This is a genomic window from Roseibium sp. LAB1, from assembly GCF_054658235.1.
In genome coordinates, this window is sequence record NZ_BAAGIB010000003.1 from 663,550 (window position 1) to 686,028 (window position 22,479).

A 22,479-nucleotide genomic window follows, 5' to 3' on the forward strand; every position below is an offset into this window, starting at 1 on the left:
ATTTTCAGGCTGCCTGGACACCTGGTTTCCTGCCTGCCAGCCCATTAGTTGATCCCGACTTCCACCTCGAATTCTCCACCGCACAAAATTCCTCCCTTGACTCATTTGGAACGTTCCAGTAATTGTTGCGCTCAAGAATTGGAACGTTCCAAAAACAAGACTTGTTCGGGAGGAATGGATGCGTTGGGCCCTTATCGGTGCAAGCCGAATTGCGTCGAGTTACATGATCGATGCGATCCGCTCGCAGAATGCCGACATCCAGTCCGTCCTGAGTTCGGATGCGGCCCGCGGCGAGGCATATGCCCGTGAGCATGGTATTGCCGACAGTTTCACGGATCTGGATGCGCTCCTGGCGGATGACAGTGTTGATGCGGTCTATATTTCCACCACCAACGAAAAGCATCATGCGCAGGCACTGGCCGCGATCGCTGCCGGAAAACACGTGTTGTGCGAAAAACCGCTGGCCATGACCCTGGATGAGGCCGGTGAAATGGTTCGCACTGCCGCCGGCAAGGGTGTGGTCTTTGCCACCAATCACCATCTGCGCAATGCGGGATCTCATCTGGCCATCCGTGAGCTGATCGCTTCCGGCCGCATCGGCAAGGTGTTGAGCGCGCGCGTCTTCCACGCGGTCAACCTGCCGGACGCGCTGCGCGGCTGGCGCATCAATGATGCGGCTGCCGGTGGCGGCGTCATCCCCGATATCACCGTGCATGACGCGGACACCATCCGTTTCCATCTGGGCGAAGACCCGCAGGAGGTCGTTGCCAAGGCGGCAGCCTCCGGCCTCGGCGAAGGGGTCGAGGACAGCGTGATGTCGGTCTGGTCGATGCCGTCGGGAACCATGGTGCAGTCGCACGAAAGCTTCACGCATAAATTCGCCGGAACCGGTATCGAGTTTCACGGAACCGACGGCTCGATCTTTGCCCGCAATGTCATGACCCAGGAACCTGTCGGAGCAGTTCGTCTGGTCGATGCGGATGGCGAACACGAGATCTCTTACGAGAAGCATAACCTCTACCACCGCGCGCTCGGCCTCTTTGCCGATGCGATCAAAGGCAAGGGTCGCCCTTCTGCCGATGGTGTCGACGGGGTCAAGTCCCTGGCCGTTGCCCTTGCCGTGCGCGAAGCCGCGCAATCCGGCAAGGCTGTTGCCGTCAATTACGGAGGCTTCTGACCCATGGCCTCCAAGATCGTTTCCATGGCGGATGCCGCCGCCCGCATTCAGGACGGCGCGGTTGTCACGGTTTCCTCTTCCTCCGGTCTCGGGTGCCCGGACAAGATCCTTGAGGCCATCGGCGCAAGGTTCGATAGCGAAGGGCATCCGAGAAACCTCACGACGCTCCATCCGATTGCTGCCGGCGACATGTACGGCATCAAGGGGATCGACCACCTTGCCAAGGATGGCCTGTTGTCGACCATCATTGCAGGGTCCTACCCCTCAGGTCCGTCCAACCTGCCGATGCCGGCGATCTGGCAGATGCTGGTGGAGAACCGGGTGGCTGCCTACAACGTGCCCTCCGGCATTCTTTTCGACATGCACCGGGATGTTGCCGCGCGCCGTCCAGGTGTCATGACCAAGGTCGGTCTCGACACCTTCGTCGATCCGATCCGCCAGGGCTGCGCCATGAACGATGTCGCCGCCGAACGGCCGATTGTCTCCCGGCTGGAGCTTGGCGGCGAAACCTGGCTGCATTTTCCCAACATCGTGCCGGATGTCGCGATCATCCGGGCGACCACCGCTGATGAGCGCGGCAATCTCACCTATGAACACGAAGGCGCCTATCTCGGCGGCCTCGAACAGGCAATCGCCGTGCGCAACCATGGTGGCCTGGTGATCGCGCAGGTCAAGCGCGTGACGGCCTCGGGCTCGCTGCGTCCGCACGATGTTCGTGTGCCCGGTCACCTGGTCGATCTCATCGTCGTTGATCCCGATCAGCGCCAGACCACCGAAACCGGATACGATCCGGCGATCTCGGGCGAGATCATGCGGCCCTGGTCCAGCTTCTCGCTGGCCGAGCACGGCATTGAGAAGGTTGTCGCCCGCCGGGCGGCGATGGAACTGAAGTCCGGTCAGACGGCAAACCTCGGCTTCGGCATTTCGGCCATGGTGCCACGCGTGCTGCTGGAAGCCGGGCAGGAGCAGGCCGTCACCTGGGCCATCGAGCAGGGTGCAACCGGCGGGATGCCGCTGACTGGTTTTGCCTTCGGCTGCGCGTCCAACGCTGATGCCTATATGCCGTCACCGCAGCAATTTACCTACTTCCAGGGTGGCGGGTTCGACGTTTCCTTCCTGTCCTTCCTGGAGATCGACCTGGACGGCAATGTCAATGTCTCCAAGCTTGGCAAGAAGCCCTATCTGACGGCCGGCTGCGGCGGGTTTGTCGATATCACCGCAAGTGCGCGCAAGATCGTGTTCTCGGGACTGTTCGAAGCGGGCGCGGATCTGGAGCTGACGGAAGACGCGCTGAAAGTCCGGACGCCGGGCAAGTTCACCAAGATGGTGGACGAGGTCGAGCATGTCACTTTCTCCGGCCGCAGGGCAAAGGAACTCGGCCAGGACGTCATCTATGTGACCGAGCGCTGCGTTATTCACCTGACCGATGCGGGCCTGGTGGCAACGGAAATCATGCCGGGCATCGATCCGGCGCGTGACATCGTCGATGCTTCCAAGGGTCGGGTACGGCTTGCCAACGAGCTGATCGAAATGCCGAAGGCGCTGCTGTCCAGAGGCGCGATGGAGCTGAGCCTGTGAGCGCGCTGCATCTCATTCGTCACGGGGCGATCGCCGAGCTGAAGCTGGACAATCCGGCCAAGCTGAATGCGTTCACGCTCGACATGCTGAAAGCTGTGGAGCCCTGTTGCGACGAACTGGAACGCGACGCGTCGATCCTCGCCGTGGTGATTACGGCGGCAGAGAGCAAGGCCTTTTGTGCTGGAGCGGACATTCTCGAATGGTCCGAGCTCTCGCCTTACGATTTTGCCCGTCACTGGGTGCGCGAAGGCCACCGGGTTTTCGACAGGCTGGCCCGGCTTTCCAAGCCGACGGTGGCCGCGCTGGGCGCGCACGCCTTTGGTGGTGGACTGGAATTCGCCGCGACGGCCGATATCCGCGTGATGGCGCCAGGGGCGACGCTGGCGCTGCCCGAAGCGTCTGTCGGCATCGTGCCGGGCTGGTCCGGCACGCAGCGGCTGATCCGACTGCTGGGTGAGCCGATGGTGAAGGAAATGGTCCTCTTCGGCCGGCGGATATCCGCAGAACGCGCGTTTGCTGCGGGCTTTGCTGCGGAGATTTCCGAGGACCCTGCTTCAACTGCTTTCGAAATGGCCGAGAAGCTTGCCGGCAAGTCGGCCCGGGCCGTGGAAGTGGCCAAATACATGATCCATGCAGCCGTCGGCGAGGATCGCAGCGCGATGATCGAGGCGCTTGGCTCCGGCATGATCAGTCCGACTGAAGACCGCAACGAGGGCGTTACCGCCTTCCGTGAAAAGCGCAAACCGAATTTTCTGGAAGTTAAGTCATGAGTGACCTGAACGTCGTTTCCATCAGCGAAGCCAAGCTCCCGGCGGACCCTTTTGTTGCCCGCCACCTGATCGATGGTGATTGGCGCCAGAGCGCCGACGGTTCGACCTTCGAGCGAGTGTCCCCGTCCCATGGCAGCGTTGTCACGCGGGCCGCAAAGGGTGGCGCCCGCGACGTCGATGCCGCAGTGTCCGCGGCACGGCTCGCCTTCGACAAGGGGCGCTGGTCGCGCACCAGCGGCAAGGAGCGGGCAACGCTTCTCCTGAAGATCGCCGATCTGATCGACAGGGAACGGGAGCGGATCGCTTATTGGGAAACGCTGGAATCCGGCAAACCGATCAGCCAGGCCTTGGCGGAAATTGAAGGTGCATCTGACATCTGGCGCTTTGCCGCTTCCCTGGCGCGCACCATGCACGGCGAAAGCTACAATTCACTCGGCAGCGACATGCTCGGCCTTGTGCTCAAGGAGCCGGTTGGTGTCGTCTCGATCATTACGCCCTGGAACTTCCCGTTCCTGATCGTGTCGCAGAAACTGCCCTTCGCGCTTGCCGCCGGATGCACCGCCGTTATCAAACCTTCTGAAATGACACCTGTCACGACGGTCATCCTGGGGGAACTGTGTGTCGAAGCCGGTATTCCGGCCGGGGTTGTCAACATCGTCCTGGGCTATGGCGATCCGGTCGGAGCTGCAATGACCGCAGACAAGCGTGTGGACATGGTAACCTTCACCGGCTCGACCGGCGTCGGCAAGGCCATCGTCAAGGCGGCGGCCGGAACCTTGAAAAAGGTGTCGCTGGAACTTGGCGGCAAGAACCCGCAAGTCATCTTCCCTGATGCCGATCTCGAAAGCGCCGTCGATGCGGTCGTGTTCGGTGTCTATTTCAATGCTGGCGAATGCTGCAATTCCGGATCCCGGATCATCGTGCACGAAGACATCGCCGAAGCGTTCCTGAAAGCGACGGTCGACCTGTCGCGGAAAGTGCCCTTCGGCGATCCTCTGGACCCATCGACCAAAGTCGGCGCGATCATCACTCTCGACCATCAGAACAAGATCGACAAATATGTTCGGGATGCTGCGGATGCGGGAGCGACTGTCCGGCTGGGCGGGGAAGCCCTGACGGTGCCCGGTCTTGCCGGACAGTTCTACCAGCCGACAATTGTCGCGGATGTGAAAAGCGACATGCCGATTGCCCGCGAGGAAGTGTTCGGGCCGGTACTTTCGGTGCTGACCTTCAAGACGCTGGATGAGGCGATCGATCTCGTCAACGACGCAGATTACGGCCTGTCTGCCGGTGTGTGGAGCGAGAACGTGCACACCTGCCTGGAATTTGCCCGCCGGGCACATGCGGGCACTGTCTGGACCAACACCTGGATGGACGGCTTTGCCGAGCTTCCCTTTGGCGGCGTGAAGGAAAGCGGTCAGGGCCGGGAGCTGGGCAAATACGGGCTGGACGAATTTCTGGAAGCCAAGACCGTGACCATGCGCATTGGCAAGACACGGGCACCCTGGGTGGCGTGATGAGCGAGCTAGTCGGAAATCGAGAACGCGCCTTCGGGCTTCAGGAGGACCTGCATGTCCTCCATTGGGGCGCCGTCGATCCTGGCGAGCAAAACCTTGGCCATGGCCCGGCCGGTGGCGCGCAGGTTTTCGTCGATGGTCTCGATTCTCGGTCGGAAATGATTGGAAATGGGCGAGGCGCGTTTGGCGACGACGTCGACTTCAGCACCCGGTGTCAGGCCCATGTCGTTGAGGTAGGCCAGCGTGACCAGAGCCATGACTTCGCCGACGCAAACATAGCCGTCGGGTCCGTTGGGGCCGGCATGCAGCGAGCGCAGTGTCGCGGCAATCATATCGGGATCGCTGTCGAGATCGACACCGTCGGGAACCGTCAGTTGAACGCCGTGGGCGATGGCGGCCTGACGGGCACCGAACCGCAGATGCTGACCGAAGGTGTAACGCTCGTTCGGCATCACCATGCAAATGTGTTTGCGTCCCTTGGCGACCAGCCGCTCAACGGCCATGCGGGCGAAGACCTCATTGTCGAAATCGACATAGGGGTGGGGCGTGGTGAAGTCCGTCCGGCCATGGGTGGCGAACGGGAAGTCGTGTTCAAGCAGGTAACGGACCCGGTCGTCGAAACATTCGGTTCGGGTGAAAACGATGGCGTCGGCCAGAGAATGCCTGCGGATGTTGCGGATCACCTCCAGCCGGTCGTCTGCCAGTCCGTCCGCGGTGATGGTGATCGCGTAGCCGGTTCCGGCAAGACCCTCGGACATGCCGCCGAGAAACTCGGATGTGAAGCTGAGGAATTCGTGCCGGGTGTTCAAAAGCAGGCTGATGACCTTGGTGCGGCCGGTGCGCAGGCGCTGCGCTGCACGGTTGGGGACATAGCCGAGACGGCGAGCGACTTCGGAAACCCGTTCGCGCGTGGCCTCCGCGATCCTGGGGTCCCCGGCAAGGGCACGGGAGACCGTGGTCACCGCGAAGCCCGCTTCCTGCGCAACCGTGCGCAAGGTTGGACGAGGCAGTTTTTCCGCGGCGCGTCCGCCGATGGGTTCATAGGTTTTTCGCGTCATGCCCGTTCACTTCAGCCGAAGCTTTCTAGCTCAAAAAGCCAACCAAGTCTAATCAGGGCTTTTAAAACGTTACAACAGAATAATGTGCTGCACCGCAGCGCCAAAACATGCGCCTTAATAGTATGTAAAACAAACAAAACTCATTGTTTTTCGCGAGTGATGAAAATCGTTGACACCACTCCGGTTTGCAACGTTACAATAAACGTTGCGTGACACTCGACTGCCGGGTTCCGGCACTCGAAACGCCTATCGGCACCATATGGGAGGAATATCGATGTCTTTGAAATCGCTGAAGCTGGGCCTTGCCGCCCTCGCAATGAGCACAAGTCTGGCGTCTGCCGCCGACGTTGAAGTTCTGCACTGGTGGACGTCCGGCGGTGAAGCTGCCGCTCTTAACGTTCTGAAGCAGGATCTGGAAAGCCAGGGCATCGGCTGGAAGGACATGCCGGTTGCAGGTGGTGGCGGCACCCAGGCCATGACCGTTCTGCGCGCACGTGTGACCTCCGGCAACCCGCCCACCGCCGTGCAGATGCTCGGCTTCGACATCACCGACTGGGCAAAGGAAGGCGCGCTGGCCGACCTGAACATCCTGGCCGGTATGGAAGGTTGGGACGAAGTGGTTCCCGAAGCCCTGCAGAAGTTCTCCAAGTACGACGGCAAATGGGTCGCCGCACCGGTGAACGTCCACTCCACCAACTGGGTCTGGGCGAACAAGGCCATTCTTGACGAGCTCGGCATCGAGCCCCCGCAGACCTGGGACGAATTCGTCGCCGCTCTGGAAAAGGTGAAGGCATCCGGCAAGACAGCCATCGCACATGGCGGTCAGGCCTGGCAGGATGCGACCATCTTCGACGCAGTCGTGATGGCAACAGGCGGGCCCGAGTTCTACCAGAAGGCTTTCATTGACCTGGACGAGGAAGCGCTCGGTTCCGACACCATGAAGGAATCTTTCGACCGCATGGGCGTGATCCGCTCCTACGTGGATGACAACTTCTCCGGCCGTGACTGGAACCTGGCGACCGCCATGGTCATCAACGGCGATGCGGCCTTCCAGATGATGGGCGACTGGGCGAAGGGTGAATTCCTGAATGCCGGCAAGAAGCCGGATGAGGATTTCCTCTGCTTCCGCTTCCCGGGCACCCAGGATCAGGTGACCTTCAACGCCGACCAGTTCGCGATGTTCGCGCAGGGTCCGGAAGTCGGCAAGGAGCAGGCTGCACTTGCAACCGCTATCCTGTCGCCGAGCTTCCAGTCCGCGTTCAACGTCGTGAAAGGGTCCGTTCCGGCCCGGACCGACGTGCCGAACGATGACTTTGACGCCTGCGGCAAGAAGGGCATGGTGGATCTGAAAAAGGCTGCCGACAGCGGCAACCTCTACGGCTCCATGGCACACGGCCACGCCAACCCGGCTGCCATCAAGAATGCCATGTACGACGTGATCACGGCGCATTTCAACGGGGAATACGACAGCGAAACCGCTGTTGAGGAACTCGTGACCGCCGTTCAGATCAACAAGTAACGACCGCGCGGAGAGCGGTGATCCGTCACCGCTCTCCCACCGGTTCGGCTGACCGACGAGCGGTAGCGAACGACCGTCCCGGAGCCGGCCGGATCCAAAGTGTTAGAGCCGCCAGGAGCGTTCAACGAAACGCCGACAAAGGTGCTCTAGGTCGGGGAACTCAAGATGTCTTTCTCTGAAACGGCGAACCCGCGCGGTTCCGTTGTTGACAGACTGCGTGATGCTTTGCCCAAACTTGTGCTGAGCCCGACGATCGCCATCGTGGCAATCTTCGTCTATGGCTTCATCGCCTTCACGCTCTACCTGTCGTTCACGGACAGCCGTATTCTGCCCACCTTTGGCTGGGTCGGCTGGCAGAACTATCAAAACCTCTTCAAGATCCGTGCGTGGGATACGGCCGTTTCGAACCTCGTGGTGTTCGGCGTTCTCTATATCACCGTCTGCTGCGTCCTTGGCCTGCTGCTGGCGATATTGCTGGACCAGAAGATCCGCGCCGAAGGCTTCATCCGAACGATCTATCTTTATCCGATGGCGCTCAGCTTCATCGTGACCGGGATCGCCTGGAAATGGTTTCTTGATCCGGGCATCGGCATCGAGGCCGTCGTGCGTGGCTGGGGTTGGGAAACCTTTACCTTCAACTGGATCAAGGACCGTAACTTTGCGATCTACACCATCGTGATCGCGGCGGTCTGGCAGACCTCCGGGTTCGTCATGGCCATGTTCCTGGCGGGCCTGCGCGGCATCGACGGCGAGATGATGAAAGCCGCACAGATCGACGGTGCATCCACGTTCGCCCTCTATCGCCGGATCGTGATCCCGCAGCTACGGCCTGCCTTCATGTCGGCCTTCGTGGTGCTCGCCCATATGGCGATCAAGTCTTACGACCTTGTGATCGCCCTGACGGGTGGCGGACCGGGTACCGCGACCGAAGTGCCGGCAACCTTCATGTATTCCTACACTTTCACCCGGAACCAGATGGGCATCGGTGCAGCCTCCGCCGTGATCATGCTGATGACGATCGCCGCCATCATCGTGCCTTATCTCTGGTCCGAACTCAGGGAGAAAAAGTGATGTCGACGATATCCAAGTCTTCGTCCCTGCGTCCGGCCCGGGTCATTCTCTACCTGCTGCTCGCGCTGTTCTGCATCTACTACCTGCTGCCGCTTTACGTGATGGTGGTCAATTCGCTGAAGCCGCTGGCCGAAATCACCTCGGGCGGCATGATGGCCCTTCCAAAGCAATGGACGCTTGCACCGTGGGAAAGCGCCTGGTCGAGCGCGCAGGTCGGCGTCGAGGCGACGGGGCTGAAGCCCTACTTCCTCAATTCCATCATCATGGTGGTTCCGGCAGTCGCCCTGTCGACGCTGGTTGGCGCGCTGAACGGTTACGTGCTGACAAAATGGACGTTCCGCGGGGCGACCATCCTGTTCGGCCTTCTGCTGTTCGGCTGCTTCATTCCGTTCCAGATGGTTCTGATCCCGATGGCCCGGATGCTGGGGCTGATGGGTATCGCCGGCACGGTGCCTGGGCTGATCTTCGTGCATTTCGTCTACGGGATCGGGTTCTCGACGCTCTATTTCCGCAACTATTACGCGGCCTTCCCGACCGAGCTGGTCCGGGCGGCACAGATCGACGGTGCCGGTTTCTTCCGGATCTTCTGGCGCATCCTGCTGCCGTCGTCCGGGCCGATCGCCGTGGTCTGCGTCATCTGGCAGTTCACGAACATCTGGAACGACTTCCTGTTCGGCGCTTCCTTCTCCGATTTCGACAGCCAGCCGATGACCGTTGCCCTCAACAACCTGGTGCAATCGTCCACCGGTGTGAAGGAATACAACGTGCATTTTGCCGGCGCGATCATGGCGGCGCTTCCAACCCTTCTCGTCTACATCGTCGCGGGCCGCTACTTCGTGCGTGGTCTGATGGCAGGCTCAGTAAAAGGATAAGACAATGGGCTTTCTCGACATTAAGCAGGCGACCAAGTCTTACGGATCCATGCGGGTCCTGCATGAAACCGACATCTCCATCGAAGAGGGCGAGTTTCTCGTGCTCGTCGGCCCGTCCGGCTGCGGCAAGTCCACCCTGCTCAACATGATCGCCGGCCTCGAGGACATCACCTCCGGCGAGATCGCGATCAAGGGCAAGAGCATGAACGGCGTCAAGCCGGCGGACCGCAACATCGCGATGGTGTTCCAGTCCTACGCGCTCTACCCCAACATGACCGTTGCCGGGAACATTTCCTTCGGCATGGAAATGCATGGCATCGCCAAGCCGGACCGCGAAAAGCGTATCGCCCAGGTGGCCGATCTGCTGCAGATAAGCCATCTGCTTGACCGCAAGCCGGGCCAGCTGTCCGGTGGTCAGCGCCAGCGTGTCGCCATGGGGCGCGCCCTGGTGCGTGAACCGGACGTGTTCCTGTTCGATGAACCTCTGTCGAACCTCGATGCAAAGCTGCGCGTCGACATGCGCACGGAAATCAAGAAGCTTCACCAGAAGCTCGGCACCACCATCGTCTATGTGACCCACGACCAGATCGAGGCGCTGACACTGTCGACCAGGATCGCGGTCATGTTCGGTGGCTATGTCCAGCAGCTCGGCACGCCGAAAGAGATCTACGACAATCCGGCCAACATGTTCGTTGCGGGTTTCATGGGATCCCCTTCCATGAACCTGTTCCCGGCAAAGGTCGTCTCGGTCGACGGCAAGCCGGCAGCGGAAGTGTCACTGGCCGACGGCAAGACGGCCGCCATTCCGTTTGCCACTGAAACATTGTCTTCCAGTATCGGGCGGGACATCATTCTCGGCATTCGGCCTGAGGCCATCACCGACAAGGACGGCGCGGACCGGAACTCCAAGGCGATTCACATCGTCGATGCTCCGGTGGAAGTTACCGAGCCGGCAGGCTCCGACACATTTGTTGTCAGCCAGATCGGCGGCAAGGACGTGACCGGCCGTTTCCGCGCCGATGTTGCGGTGAAGGCGGGGGACGTGTTCCCCTTTGCCTTCAACATGGAAAAGGCGGTCGCCTTCGACCCGAAAACCGAAAACCGGGTCGCCTGATCCATGAATACGGCGCCCGACATCGTGATCATCGGCAGCGGCATGGGCGGAGCCTCCCTTGCCGCGGGCCTTGCGCCGTCCGGAGCAAGGATCACGATCCTGGAACGGGGCTATCGGATACCGGACGATGCTCCGGCCCGCGATCCCTGGCGCATTTACACCAACAGCGCCTTTCGGGCGCCGGAAACCTGGCTCGACGAACAGGGGCAACCGTTCGAGCCGGGCAACTATTACAATGTCGGCGGCAATTCGAAGCTCTATGGCGCGGTGCTGATCCGCTACCGGGAAGAGGACTTCGGCACGCTGGAGCATTATGACGGCGTCTCGCCGGCCTGGCCGCTTTCCTATGCGGAGCTGTCGCCCTGGTACGATGCGGCCGAGCAGTTGTTTCAAGTCCGCGGTGATGCCGCCTCCGATCCGACAGAACCGCCGCACGGCAAGTCCTATCCGTTTCCGCCGATCCCTGACGAAGAAGCGATCCGCATTGCCAGGCGGCGCCTGGAACAGGCGGGTGTTCGCCCGTTCAGCCTGCCGCTGGGGGTTGATATCGACCGTTGGCTCGATGCCGGGCACACCGGTTGGGACGGTTATCCCGACCTCAGATGCGGCAAGATGGATGCGGAAACCTGCGCGCTGGAAGCCGCGCTTGCCCATGACAACGTCACCCTTGTGACCGGTGCCGAAGTCACCGCGCTCAGGACCGGTTACAAGTCCGGTCGTATCGATGAAGTTCACTACCGCAAGGACGGTGAGGAGATTTGCCTGACACCGGGTGTCGTTGCCCTGTGTGCGGGAGCGGTCCAGTCCGCGGCGCTTTTGTTGCGGTCCGGCGTCGCCAACCTGTCGGACTATGTCGGCCGCTGCTTCATGAACCACAATGCGACGGCGATGATCGCCATCGATCCCCGGTTCCGCAATACCTCCGTCTACCAGAAGACCTTCGGTCTGAATGACTGGTATCTCGATGACGGCGAAGACGGCATGCCATTGGGCAATGTCCAGCTTCTGGGTCGGGTGACGCCTGACATCCTGAAGATCCAGGTGCCTCAACTGCCCAAATTCGCAGCCCGCTGGATTTCCGGGCATGCGCTCGATCTCTATCTCATTTCCGAAGACCTGCCCGATCCGGAAAGCCGGGTGATGCTGAAAGACGGCAGGATCCAGCTCATCTGGCAGCGGTCCAACATGACCGCACACAGGAAGCTGGTTCAAAAGACCCGCAAGACCCTGCGCGAGGCCGGTTTCCCGCTGGTTCTGTCTCGCCTGTTCGACGGCAGGGTGCCGTCGCATCAGTGCGGCACCGTGCGCATGGGCGATGACCCGGCAACATCGGTTCTCAATCCGGACTGTCGGTCCTGGGACCATCCGAACCTCTTCGTTGCCGATGCTGGTGCGCTGCCGACTTCTGCCGCCGTCAATCCGGCCCTGACAGTCGCGGCCCTGGCACTGCGGGCCGCGGACACCATCAGGAAGGATCTGGCGGCATGAGCAGGATCGCACTTGTGACCGGTGGCCAGCGTGGCATTGGTCTCGGCATTGCGCAGGCCCTCACAGACGCAGGCTACACGGTCGCCATCGCCGCTCAGGAAGAGGCGGAGGCACCGGAGGTGGTCGAAGCCTTGAACAGCCTGGGTGGCAAGGGAGCCTATTACCGGCACGATCTTCTGGACATCGACCATTGCAAGGTGCTGCTTGACCGGGTGGAAGCGGATCTTGGGCCGGTGACCGCTTTTGTTTCCAACGCAGGCGTTCCGGCCAGGATCCGGGGCGACATGCTGGATCTGGCGCCCGACAGTTTCGACTTCGTCATGGGTGTCAACCTGCGCGGGGCCTTCTTCCTGGCGCAGGAAGTGGCCAGACGCATGCTGAACCAGCCGTTCGACAGCTATCGCTCGATGAGTTTCATCACCTCGGTCAGCGCCGAGATGGTGTCGATCGAACGGGCGGAATACTGCCTGTCGAAAGCAGGTGCGGCCATGATGGCGGAGCTGTTCGCCGTGCGGCTTGCACCGCACGGCATCGGCGTTTTCGAACTGCGTCCCGGCATCATTGAAACCGGCATGACTGCCGGTGTGAAAGACACATACACGGCCCGGATCGAAGGCGGTCTGGTGCCGGCAGCCCGTTGGGGGCAACCCGCCGATATCGGCTCAATCATTGTGCCGATTGCCGAGGGACAAATGGCCTTTGCAACCGGTTCGACCTTTGCGGTGGACGGCGGTCTGTCGATCCCCCGGCTTTAGAGCGAAATGTTCTGAGAGACTTCAGATGGAAACAGGCTACGACTTCATCATCATCGGTGGTGGCAGCGCCGGCTCGGTTGTTGCCGCGCGTTTAACCGAGAACCCGGACGTTTCCGTGCTGTTGCTGGAGGCGGGCGGACGTGATTGGCATCCATTCTATCATCTGCCTGCCGGCTTTGCGAAGATGACCAAGGGCATCGGCTCCTGGGGCTGGCACACGGTTCCGCAGAAGCACATGCTGAATCGTGTGTTCCGGTATACCCAGGCCAAGGTGATCGGCGGCGGCTCGGCCATCAACGCGCAGATCTATACCCGTGGCAATGCGCTCGATTATGACGAGTGGCGTCAGATGGGTTGCGAGGGCTGGGGCTATGAAGATGTCCTGCCTTACTATCGCAAGGCCGAGGACAACGACACCTACGACAACCGCTATCACGGCAAGGGCGGCCCTCTCGGCGTTTCCAGGCCCTGTGCTCCGTTGCCGATCTGCGAAGCCTATTTCGAAGCCGCCGCCGCGCTCGGCATTCCGAAAAACGAGGATGTGACGGGCGAGAAGCAGGACGGCGTTGCCTATTACCAGCTGACGCAGCGCAACGCTCGCCGCTCTTCCGCCGCCATGGCGTATCTTGCCCCCAACAAGGGCAGGCCAAATCTCCACATCAAGACCGGTGCCCAGGTGCGCCGTATCGTGGTGGCAAGCGGCAAGGCGACCGGGGTCGAACTGAACGACGGCACTCTCCTGACGGCCGGGTCGGAAGTCATTCTGTCCTCCGGCTCGATCGGCTCGCCCAGGCTGCTGCAGCTTTCCGGCATCGGCCCGGCGGACGAACTCAGAAAGCTCGGCATCGATATCGCCTATGACCAGCCGGAAGTCGGGTCCAACCTGCAGGACCATCTGGACCTCTATTGCATTTGCGAGGTCAGCGGCCCGCACACCTACGACCGCTATGCAAAGCCGCATCTTTCGGTGCTGGCCGGCTTGCAATATCTGCTGACCCGGCGCGGGCCCGTGTCCTCCAGTCTCTTCGAGACAGGCGGGTTCTGGTATGCAAACCCGGATGCGCGCTCGCCGGACCTGCAGTTCCATCTCGGTCTCGGGACGGGGATCGAATCCGGTGTTGCCGCCATGCCCGATGGCGGCGTGACGCTCAACTCCTGTTATCTGCGCCCACGCTCGCGCGGCAGTGTGCGTCTCAAGAGCGCCAATCCGGCCGATGCGCCGCTGATCGACCCGAATTACCTGCAGGACAGTCAGGACCGGGAAATGTCGATCCGGGGCCTGAAACTGACCCAGGAAATTCTGGCGCAGGCACCGCTGAAGCCTTTCATCAAGGCCGAGCATCTGCCGGGGCCCGGGGTGAAATCGGATGAAGACTACTTCCGCTTCATCTGCGAACACTCCAAGACCTCCCACCATCCGGCAGGCACCTGCCGCATGGGCTCCGACGACAAGGCGGTGGTCGATCCACGCCTGAAGTTCAATGGCCTTGAAGGTCTGCGCGTGGTCGATGCCTCGATCATGCCGACGGTCATCTCCTCCAACACCAATGCCGCGGCCATCATGATCGGCGAGAAAGCCTCCGACATGATCCGCGAAGACCACGGGGCGCTGTCATGATCCGTCATATCGTTCTCATCAAGTTCCAGCCCGATGTTGCCGAAGAGCTTATCGAAGGCCTGTTTCAGGAGCTCAGAAGCATCCGCAATCAGGTGTCAGGCATCGGCGAGATCGTTTCGGGTCGAAGTGAAAGTCCGGAACAGATCGAACGGGGCTACATGCACGGTTTCACCGTTGATTTCGACAGCTGGGACGCGCTGGAAGCCTACCAGACCCATCCGGACCACAAGGCGCTCGGCGCCAGGCTGGTCGCCAATGCCATCGGCGGGATCGACGGCATTCTCGTCCTGGATATTCCCGTTTCGGCCTGACCGGCCGACAGTTTCACGGAGCGTCTCATGCTGACCCTGCCCACTTACGAAAACCGGCTGGAACCCTACAGCCTCACCGGCGAAGCCCTGACCCCGCGCGCACCGCGCGTTCCGCTGACCCGCACCGCTTTTGCCGCAGCGCATGTGGTGTCGGATCCTCTGCGCGAACGCGACCCCTGGGTCGGCTCTCCGGCTGTCGATTGGGAAAACACGCTGAAATTCAGACACTGGCTGTGGGACCAGGGGCTGGGGCTGGCCGAGGCCATGGACACGGCGCAGCGCGGCATGGGCGTTGACTGGGCAACCGCGAAAGAGCTGATCGAACGCACCATGAAGGAGGCGAAGGCGCATCCGCTGAAGCCGCGTGTTGCCTGCGGCGCGGGAACCGACCAGGTGCCGCTTGATAAGCTCAGGACCAACGACGACATCGTCGCCGCCTACTCCGTTCAGCTTGAGGCCATAGAGGCGGCGGGCGGGCAGGCGATCCTGATGGCATCGCGGGCGCTTCCTGCCATCGGGGCCGGCCCGGACGATTATGCCGACGTCTATGGCCGGCTGATCACGCAGGCACGGGAGCCGATCATCCTGCACTGGCTGGGCGACATGTTCGATCCCGAACTCACCGGCTATTGGGGGTCGACGGATGTTGCCGCTGCGTCCGATGCAGTTCTTGCCATCATCGAAAGTCACGCAGCCAAGGTCGACGGCATCAAGATCTCGCTGCTCGATCAGGCACACGAGGAGGCCTTCCGCGCACGCCTGCCGGACGGTGTGCGGCTTTATACCGGTGACGACTTCAACTATGCGGAGCTGATTGCCGGCGACGGCAAGCATTATTCGCATGCCTTGCTCGGGGCCTTCGCAGCAATTGCGCCCGTAGCGAGCCAGGCACTGGAGGCCTTGGCGGAAGGCAATCTTGAAACCTATCACGCCCTCTTCGCACCCACTGTTCCGCTGAGCCGGGAAATCTTCAAGGCGCCGACCCGGTTCTACAAGGCCGGTATTGCGTTCCTTGCCTGGTTGAACGATGCCCAGAGCCACTTCATCATGCCGGCCGGTTTCCAGTCCTCGCGCGAGATTGCTCACTATGCGGAAGTCTTCCGGCTTGCGGATCAGGCTCGATTGTTGTCAAAGCCGGAGATCGCCGAGGAGCGCATGGGGCTGCTCCTGAAACTGCACGGGATCGGATAGACCTTTCATGAAGAAGCGGCCGACAATTCTGGATGTTGCAAGGCAAGCGGGGGTTTCGAAATCCACTGTTTCGCTGGTGCTTCAGAATTCGTCGCTGGTGAAACAGTCGACGCGGGATGAGGTGACCAAGGCGATCAATGAGCTTGGCTATGTCTATAACCGGTCGGCGGCAGGGTTGCGCGGTGCGACGTCCGGACTGATCGGGCTGATCATCAATGATCTGCGCAACCCCTTTTTCACCGAGTTTGCCGCCAGCGCGCAGATGACCTTTGCCAGCAAGGGGTATTCGACCGTCATTGCCAACACGGACGAGGATCCGGAGATCCAGGCGCAGGTGATCGACAGCATGATCGAGCACGGCGTGTCGGCTTTCGTGATTTCGCCGACCTATGGCGGCGACGAGAGTCCGTTCGAGCGGATCGAGCGGGCAGGCATACCGACCATGCAGGTGCTGCGTCAACTGGACAAGCGCACGGATCTTTTTCCCTTCGCCTCGCATGACTATGCCTTTGGAGGCGAGGCCGCGGCCCAGCACCTGATAGACACAGGCTGCCGCAGAATCGCCTTTGCCGGTGGTCTCGCCGACCGGCCGATCACGCTGGAGCGCATGTCCGGCTATCGCAAGGTCATGCAGGCGAACGGCATCACACCAACTATCTTTCACGGGCGGCCCTCGCGTCAGTTCGGACGCGAAATTGCGCTGAAGATCCTTGAAGACCACCAGGACCTGGAAGCTGCGATCTGTTTCAGCGATCTGGTGGCGCTCGGCATGCTCAGCGGCTTTGCCGAACTTGGCGTCAAGATCGGGAAGGATTTCCGCATCATCGGCTTCGACGATATCGAGGAATGTTCGCTGGCCTATCCCCGGCTGAGTTCGGTGCGCTGCGATACCGCGCTTTTCGGCCGGAATGCCGCTGAAGCGATGTTGGCCTGGATCGTTGACGGCAAGCGGCCGCCCGACACTAGGCATTATCCAGTCGAGCTGATCAAACGGCAATCGACCCTGGGGTTCGATGAATGACAGATTGCTCTCGTGAAGCCTTGTTGCGGCGCCTGTTCGAGACAGCCGTAGCAGCAGCCGATCCGATGAAGTGTGTTCCTGCCTTCCTGCCGGAATGGGCTGACGGCCGGATGGTCGTGATCGGTGCCGGCAAGGCGTCAGCACGCATGGCCGAAGCCGTGGAGAGCGTCCGGGGTGCTTCAGAGGGGGGGGTGATCACTCGCGACGGCTACGCCCGGCCGTGCCGTGGGATCGAGATCGTCGAGGCATCGCATCCCGTGCCGGACGCGCGTGGCCTTGAGGCATCGCAGCGTCTGCTCGATCTGTTGTCCTCGCTTGAAGAAGCCGATCATGTGATCGCGCTGATCTCCGGCGGGGCTTCGGCCTTGCTGGAGGTGCCAGCTGGCGACATCAGTCTTGCCGACCTTCAGACCCTGAATGAAACCCTGCTGGCGTCCGGTGCGCCAATCACCGACATGAACACGGTGCGCAAGCACGTCAGCCTGGTCAAGGGCGGTCAGCTTGCAGCAGCGGCCTATCCAGCACGGATGACGGCCTTGATCATTTCCGATGTTGCCGGTGACGATCCGGCCTTCATCGCCTCTGGGCCAACGGTCGGCGACAGGACGACACCGGCGGATGCGCGTGCGGTGATCGAGCGGTACGGCATGACTGTGCCGGCATCTGTTCTCGCCGTTCTGGACGGTGCGAGCGGAGTGTTGCCGCCCGAAGACGGCAAGTTGTCGAGGGTGGAAAACCGCATCATCGCAGCGCCATCCCTTTCGCTTGAAGCTGCGGCAAGACTTGCGACTGACGAGGGCGTGGAAGTTGAGGTCCTGGGGGACGCCATCGAAGGCGAGGCGCGGGAAGTGGCCGCTCAGCAAGCCATGCTTGCGCTCAAACGCCAGCAGGAGATGAAATCGGGTGACCAACCCATCCTGCTTCTGTCAGGCGGTGAATGCACGGTGACCCGGCGCGGCGCGGGCTGCGGTGGTCCGAATGCGGAATATGCGCTGGCGCTGGCGATCGCTCTCCAGGGAGCCGAAGGCATTTACGGGATTGCCTGCGACACCGACGGTGTCGACGGCGCGGCGGATGTTGCAGGGGCGGTTGTCGGCCCTGGGACCCTTGAACGAGCCAAGATGCTAGGCCTCGATCCGTGCGTCACGCTGGACGACAATGACAGCCACAGTTTCTTCGCGGCCCTTGGCGATCAGGTGGTGCCGGGTCCGACCCTCACCAACGTCAACGACTTCCGCGCCATTCTCATCGAAAGCCCGTCGACATGAACGACCTGGAAACCCTACTCCAACAGGCACAAGCCCTGATCTTCGATTGCGACGGTACGCTGGTGCAGACACCGACGCTTTACGCCGGAGCCTGGCAGGACGCGTTCCAGGCCGCCGGTCATCACATGGAACCGGACTGGTATCACGCCCGGGCCGGCATGTCGGAACATGTGCTGCTGGACGACTATGAAGCCGAGCACGGCGTTACGGTGGATCGCGCTCTGGCAGTTCGCGAAATGCGCTCGGCGGTACTGGCGCGGATCGGGGAAGTCGGTGAAATCGAGATCATTAGTTCTATCGCGCGGAAGTTTCACGGCAAATTGCCGATGGCGGTTGCCTCTGGTGGTCCGAAGGAAGTTGTGCGGGCGTCTTTGAAGGAGACGGGGCTGCTGCCGTTGTTCGACACGGTGGTCACGATCGATGACGTTGCCCACGCCAAACCGGCGCCCGATCTCTTCATTGAAGCTGCTTCGCGGCTCGGTGTTGCGGCCGCGCAGTGCCTTGTGTTCGAGGACAGTCATCAGGGGCTCGAGGCTGCGAACAACGCGGGGATGCCTGTTGTCGATGTGAACCGGCTCCTCGGATAACGCCTTACCGACGTATGATCTGGTCCTGTTAGCGCAGGTTATGGGACTGCGGCAGGGTCTCTTGCCAGTCAGCCGTCAGGTGCCGGAGCTTTTCGGGGTTGCGGGTAACATAGACTGCCGTGATCTTGCCGTCCCGAATCTGCAATGCGGTGGTCTGGACAAGGCCGCCGCTTTCCTCCGTCACAAATCCCGGCAGTCCGTCGATATCGGCAAAGCGGATCAGGCGTGAGGGGGCTTTCCTGAAATAGCGGGCAAGTGCAGCAAACAGATGCAAAGAGCTTTCGTGTCCCGATGTCGGGACGGATGTAGCAGGCACCTTGCCACCGCCATCGGCGTAGACGACGATGTCTTCGGTCAGCAAGGATTGCAGCACGTCCATGTCGCCGCTGCGCGACGCTTCGTAGAACGCGGACGCCAGCTTCTGGCCCTGTTCCCGCGTGACGGCAAAGCGCGGTCTGGCGTCGCGCAGTCTTGCCCGGGCGCGGCTGGCGAGCTTGCGACAGGCTGCAGGTTCCCGGTTGATTGCAGCCGAGATGTCCTCAAACGCCATGCTGAATACGTCATGCAGCAGAAAAGCGGCCCGTTCCAGTGGGGACAGCCGTTCCAGAGCGACCATCACCGGCAGCGTGATATCGTCGGCGAATTCGGCATCTGACGTTGTCAGAAGAGGCTCCGGCAGCCAGGGGCCGATATAGGTTTCTCGGCGGCGGCGTGCGGATTTCAGTTCGTTCAGGCAAAGTCGCGTGACGACGGTTTTCAGGAAAGCAGCAGGCGCACGCACTTTTTCCCGGTCGGTGGCAAGCCAGCGCAGCCAGGCTTCCTGAACCACGTCTTCCGCGTCGGAGACAGACCCCAGCATTCGATAGGCAATGCGGGTTAGCCGCCTGCGCAGAGCGGTGTCTTCTTCAAGGGCCGGTGTTTCCGTCATGACCGCAGCAGCCTATCACGCCAGCACTGCGGAGGTCTGCGCTTGTGCCTGTCCGGCCGCAAACAGCAAGGCTGTTTTCGCAACGCGTCTGCCCAGGTGGCGGGCGGTTGCCAGATCGGCCGCCGGGGGCGCTGTCACCGGGCCTTCGTCGGTGTTTGACTGGGCCCCGGCCCCGAGCCAGAAGCCGAGCCGGTTGAGATCGTCCTCTGACCCTTCCGTGGAACAATTGGCCGGTGGCAGGTCCAGGCTTACCCAATGCATGCCATGTTGGGCGGCAAACAACGCCAGCTGGACGAGGACGGCCAGCTTGTCGCCGGAACGAGAGCCGGAGTTGGTAAAGCCTGCGGCAAGCTTGTCTCGCCACAGATAGCCCTTCGACATGATCTCGCGTGAACTGGCTTCCTGAAAGTTCTTGAAGGCTGCCGATGCCGCGCCGACGTAGGTCGGCGTTCCGAACACGATTGCACTGGCGGCATTGAGGTCGCTCCAGCGTGTCAGGGCTTCGTCGACCGTCAGAAGCAGCGCATGCGCGCCGTCTACGTCTTCAACACCCGCCTTGACCGCAGCCGCCTGACGTTCGGTGTGGCCGTAACCGCTGTGAAAGACAACGGCAATATCCACGGTGTGTCGATTGTTTGTGGTGTTTGTCTTCTGAAGGCCTGCCAGGGCATTCCCATCATCCATCATCATCTTCTCCTGCACGCAATTGCGGTTCGCAGGTAATGACAAGACAGCGGCAGCCGATGTGACATGCCGGGGACGATTTTTTAAAATGGGTCCCCACCCCAGGAACCCGAAAACGAGAAAACCCCGCCGAGGCGGGGTTTTCAGACATTCGAAATACGTTGAAGCTTACTTGATCGGAGCCAACACCATCACCATCTGGCGGCCTTCCAGCTTCGGCGCGGATTCGACCTTGGCGATTTCGTTGGTTTCCTCACGGACCTTGTTGAGCAGGTTCATGCCCAGATCCTGGTGTGCCATTTCGCGGCCCCGGAAACGGAGCGTGACCTTCACCTTGTCGCCTTCGCCAAAGAACCGCAACATGCTCTTCATCTTCACCTCGTAATCGTGGGTGTCGATGTTCGGACGCATCTTGATCTCCTTGATCTCGACGGTCTTCTGTTTCTTGCGGGCTTCTGCTGCTTTCTTCTGGGCCTGGTACTTGTACCGGCCATAGTCCAGGATCTTGCAGACAGGCGGATTTGCGTTCGGCTGGATTTCAACAAGATCCAGGCCAGCATCGGCGGCGATGCCCATCGCCTCTTCTGTCGGGACGACGCCACGGTTGGCGCCTTCATGATCAATCAACTGGACTTCGCGAACGCGAATTTCGTGGTTTGTGCGCGGGCCTTCCTTCGTAGGAGGCGGGGCGCGGAACGGACGGCGAATGGTCGCAAACTCCTCTTTCGTTTCAATGTGGTGTTAGGGCTTGGGTATGGTCCATGCACAAAAAACCTCGGAACGCTGGTACCAAGGTGCTGACATGAACGAGGCCTAACGCCATCCCCCAACGTCCTGCGAAACCGGCGAAAAGTCAACCGAAAACACCGTTTTCGACAGGCCGGATCACATTTTCAGGGACTCAAGCTCCAGCCGGCTTGTTTGGGCCGGTCAGGCAACTGCCGGTTCGGGACGGTTGCATTCCACCCGGCAGATGGTCAAGTAAGCAGTCAATGAGCCCATATCAAGGAAGGATACCGGTTTGGACGGTGGGAAATTCATGTTGCAGCTCTTCAGGATCGCGTTCGGATTCATCTTCGCGGTGCTTGCGTGCGGCCTGTTCCTTGCCTGGGGCTTTTTCCGGGCCGGGCATCCGGAGGCGGATCCGGTCGCCTTTGCCACAATGGTCGGCAGTGGCCTTGTAGGTGCAAGTGTGGTCGGTGCAACGGCCCTGGCTCCGGCTGCCGTCGCGATCGTTCTGGCGGAAGTCGCAAAGCTGCGCAGTTTCCTGTTCCATGTCGGCGTTGCGGGTCTGATCGCATTCGCTGTCTGGACGCTTGGTACAGAGGCTGCGGACAGTGCCTTCCGACCCGGAAGCGCTGTGGCGCTGGCTGCGGGATTTATCGCCGGAGCGATCTACTGGCTGATCGCAGGCAGGGCGTCCGGCTGCTGGCATGGGGAGAAGATGCCCGGCCAGGCAACGCCAGGCTACGCATCATCTGGACAGAAACGTGAAGATCAGGGCAAGAGCGACAGTTTGTAACGGGGGGTCAGATTTCGCCGTCCTTCAAGGCATCCTTCGCAGCCTGATAATGTTCCGGCCGCATGTGACTGCGGATCATTGCCAGGGCAGCCAAGAGCACCGTGGCGTCGTCGCCGAATCCAATTCCGATCAGAAAATCGGGAATCGTGTCCAAAGGCAGCACAAAGTAAGCAAGGGATGCCAGCAGCGTGGCCCGCACCTTGCTCGGAGTCGATGTATCGATCGCACAGAAATAGCCGGCCACGACATCTTCCATGAAGGGAATCTGACGCGCAGCCTTGCGGGCCGTCGACATCAACTTCTGCCGGATCGTTTTCTTCTGCTCTTCCTCCGGACCGAGGATCTCGGGGTCGAAGCCAAGGTCTTCAAAGGTGGTGTTCATCGGGCTGCCTGTGCTTGTGATTGCCTCTAAAGATAGGATTTGTGCCGG

22 protein-coding genes are annotated in these 22,479 nt (G+C 61.1%); 17 read left to right on the forward strand and 5 right to left on the reverse strand.

The window, feature by feature from the left end:
• The first annotated feature begins 178 nt into the window (after positions 1-178).
• From ACYQ54_RS21165 to ACYQ54_RS21180, 4 genes are read left to right on the forward strand one after another with little or no spacing between them, the layout of a single operon-like run.
• On the forward strand, positions 179-1,177 hold the full coding sequence (locus ACYQ54_RS21165) for a Gfo/Idh/MocA family protein (RefSeq protein ID WP_460086014.1): 999 nt from the start codon (positions 179-181) through the stop codon (positions 1,175-1,177).
• 3 nt (positions 1,178-1,180) lie between these two features.
• Positions 1,181-2,755, forward strand: coding sequence for an acyl CoA:acetate/3-ketoacid CoA transferase (locus tag ACYQ54_RS21170; protein WP_460086015.1), 1,575 nt, complete (start codon positions 1,181-1,183; stop codon positions 2,753-2,755).
• Positions 2,752-3,525, forward strand: coding sequence for an enoyl-CoA hydratase/isomerase family protein (locus ACYQ54_RS21175; protein ID WP_460086016.1), 774 nt, complete (start codon positions 2,752-2,754; stop codon positions 3,523-3,525). Before ACYQ54_RS21170 ends, ACYQ54_RS21175 begins: the two co-directional genes overlap by 4 nt.
• Complete coding sequence (locus ACYQ54_RS21180) at positions 3,522-5,042, forward strand: aldehyde dehydrogenase family protein (protein ID WP_460086017.1); 1,521 nt, start codon at positions 3,522-3,524, stop codon at positions 5,040-5,042. Before ACYQ54_RS21175 ends, ACYQ54_RS21180 begins: the two co-directional genes overlap by 4 nt.
• 8 nt (positions 5,043-5,050) lie before the next feature.
• Here the strand turns inward: ACYQ54_RS21180 and ACYQ54_RS21185 are convergent, their stop codons facing one another.
• Positions 5,051-6,100 carry a substrate-binding domain-containing protein gene (locus ACYQ54_RS21185; RefSeq protein WP_460086019.1) on the reverse strand — a complete coding sequence of 350 codons (1,050 nt, stop codon included), beginning with the start codon at positions 6,098-6,100 and terminating at the stop codon, positions 5,051-5,053.
• Positions 6,101-6,368: 268 nt separating this feature from the next.
• Here ACYQ54_RS21185 and ACYQ54_RS21190 point away from each other — a divergent pair, with 268 nt between their 5' ends.
• The 12 genes from ACYQ54_RS21190 to ACYQ54_RS21245 all read left to right on the forward strand — a co-directional run bounded on the left by ACYQ54_RS21190 (position 6,369) and on the right by ACYQ54_RS21245 (position 18,915).
• The gene (locus ACYQ54_RS21190) at positions 6,369-7,619 is read left to right on the forward strand and encodes an ABC transporter substrate-binding protein (protein WP_460086120.1); all 1,251 of its coding nucleotides are present in this window, start codon (positions 6,369-6,371) and stop codon (positions 7,617-7,619) included.
• Positions 7,620-7,784: 165 nt separating this feature from the next.
• Entirely contained in the window at positions 7,785-8,690 is a 906-nt protein-coding gene (locus ACYQ54_RS21195; RefSeq protein WP_460086020.1) for a carbohydrate ABC transporter permease, read from the forward strand.
• Entirely contained in the window at positions 8,690-9,562 is an 873-nt protein-coding gene (locus ACYQ54_RS21200; RefSeq protein ID WP_460086021.1) for a carbohydrate ABC transporter permease, read from the forward strand. Before ACYQ54_RS21195 ends, ACYQ54_RS21200 begins: the two co-directional genes overlap by 1 nt.
• 4 nt (positions 9,563-9,566) lie before the next feature.
• Entirely contained in the window at positions 9,567-10,676 is a 1,110-nt protein-coding gene (locus ACYQ54_RS21205; protein WP_460086023.1) for an ABC transporter ATP-binding protein, read from the forward strand.
• 3 nt (positions 10,677-10,679) lie between these two features.
• Positions 10,680-12,164, forward strand: a complete 1,485-nt coding sequence (locus ACYQ54_RS21210) for an FAD-dependent oxidoreductase (RefSeq protein ID WP_460086024.1) — start codon at positions 10,680-10,682, stop codon at positions 12,162-12,164.
• Entirely contained in the window at positions 12,161-12,919 is a 759-nt protein-coding gene (locus ACYQ54_RS21215; RefSeq protein WP_460086026.1) for a 3-ketoacyl-ACP reductase, read from the forward strand. The genes ACYQ54_RS21210 and ACYQ54_RS21215 overlap by 4 nt, the downstream gene beginning before the upstream one ends.
• 25 nt (positions 12,920-12,944) lie before the next feature.
• Positions 12,945-14,537 (forward strand): GMC family oxidoreductase, encoded by a 1,593-nt coding sequence (locus tag ACYQ54_RS21220; RefSeq protein ID WP_460086027.1) that lies wholly within the window; start codon positions 12,945-12,947, stop codon positions 14,535-14,537.
• The gene (locus ACYQ54_RS21225; protein WP_460086029.1) at positions 14,534-14,848 is read left to right on the forward strand and encodes a Dabb family protein; all 315 of its coding nucleotides are present in this window, start codon (positions 14,534-14,536) and stop codon (positions 14,846-14,848) included. The genes ACYQ54_RS21220 and ACYQ54_RS21225 overlap by 4 nt, the downstream gene beginning before the upstream one ends.
• A 27-nt stretch (positions 14,849-14,875) precedes the next feature.
• A complete protein-coding gene (locus ACYQ54_RS21230; RefSeq protein WP_460086030.1) occupies positions 14,876-16,039 on the forward strand; it encodes a dihydrodipicolinate synthase family protein in 1,164 nt (387 codons plus the stop codon).
• A gap of 7 nt (positions 16,040-16,046) precedes the next feature.
• On the forward strand, positions 16,047-17,060 hold the full coding sequence (locus ACYQ54_RS21235) for a LacI family DNA-binding transcriptional regulator (RefSeq protein ID WP_460086031.1): 1,014 nt from the start codon (positions 16,047-16,049) through the stop codon (positions 17,058-17,060).
• Positions 17,057-18,328, forward strand: coding sequence for a glycerate kinase type-2 family protein (locus ACYQ54_RS21240; RefSeq protein ID WP_460086033.1), 1,272 nt, complete (start codon positions 17,057-17,059; stop codon positions 18,326-18,328). The genes ACYQ54_RS21235 and ACYQ54_RS21240 overlap by 4 nt, the downstream gene beginning before the upstream one ends.
• Positions 18,325-18,915, forward strand: coding sequence for an HAD family hydrolase (locus tag ACYQ54_RS21245; protein ID WP_460086034.1), 591 nt, complete (start codon positions 18,325-18,327; stop codon positions 18,913-18,915). Before ACYQ54_RS21240 ends, ACYQ54_RS21245 begins: the two co-directional genes overlap by 4 nt.
• 28 nt (positions 18,916-18,943) lie before the next feature.
• Here the strand turns inward: ACYQ54_RS21245 and ACYQ54_RS21250 are convergent, their stop codons facing one another.
• From ACYQ54_RS21250 to infC, 3 genes are all read right to left on the reverse strand, one after another.
• Positions 18,944-19,843, reverse strand: coding sequence for a sigma-70 family RNA polymerase sigma factor (locus ACYQ54_RS21250; protein WP_460086035.1), 900 nt, complete (start codon positions 19,841-19,843; stop codon positions 18,944-18,946).
• Positions 19,844-19,858: 15 nt separating this feature from the next.
• A complete protein-coding gene (locus tag ACYQ54_RS21255) occupies positions 19,859-20,527 on the reverse strand; it encodes a flavodoxin family protein (RefSeq protein WP_460086037.1) in 669 nt (222 codons plus the stop codon).
• A 168-nt stretch (positions 20,528-20,695) separates the two neighbouring features.
• Positions 20,696-21,235: a translation initiation factor IF-3 gene (gene infC / locus ACYQ54_RS21260; protein ID WP_460086122.1), complete on the reverse strand. Its 540-nt coding sequence runs from the start codon at positions 21,233-21,235 to the stop codon at positions 20,696-20,698.
• Positions 21,236-21,566: 331 nt separating this feature from the next.
• Here infC and ACYQ54_RS21265 point away from each other — a divergent pair, with 331 nt between their 5' ends.
• On the forward strand, positions 21,567-22,049 hold the full coding sequence (locus ACYQ54_RS21265) for a translation initiation factor IF-3 (protein ID WP_460086038.1): 483 nt from the start codon (positions 21,567-21,569) through the stop codon (positions 22,047-22,049).
• Between the two features lie 7 nt (positions 22,050-22,056).
• Here the strand turns inward: ACYQ54_RS21265 and ACYQ54_RS21270 are convergent, their stop codons facing one another.
• Positions 22,057-22,431 carry a YkvA family protein gene (locus ACYQ54_RS21270; RefSeq protein WP_460086039.1) on the reverse strand — a complete coding sequence of 125 codons (375 nt, stop codon included), beginning with the start codon at positions 22,429-22,431 and terminating at the stop codon, positions 22,057-22,059.
• Positions 22,432-22,479 lie beyond the last annotated feature (48 nt).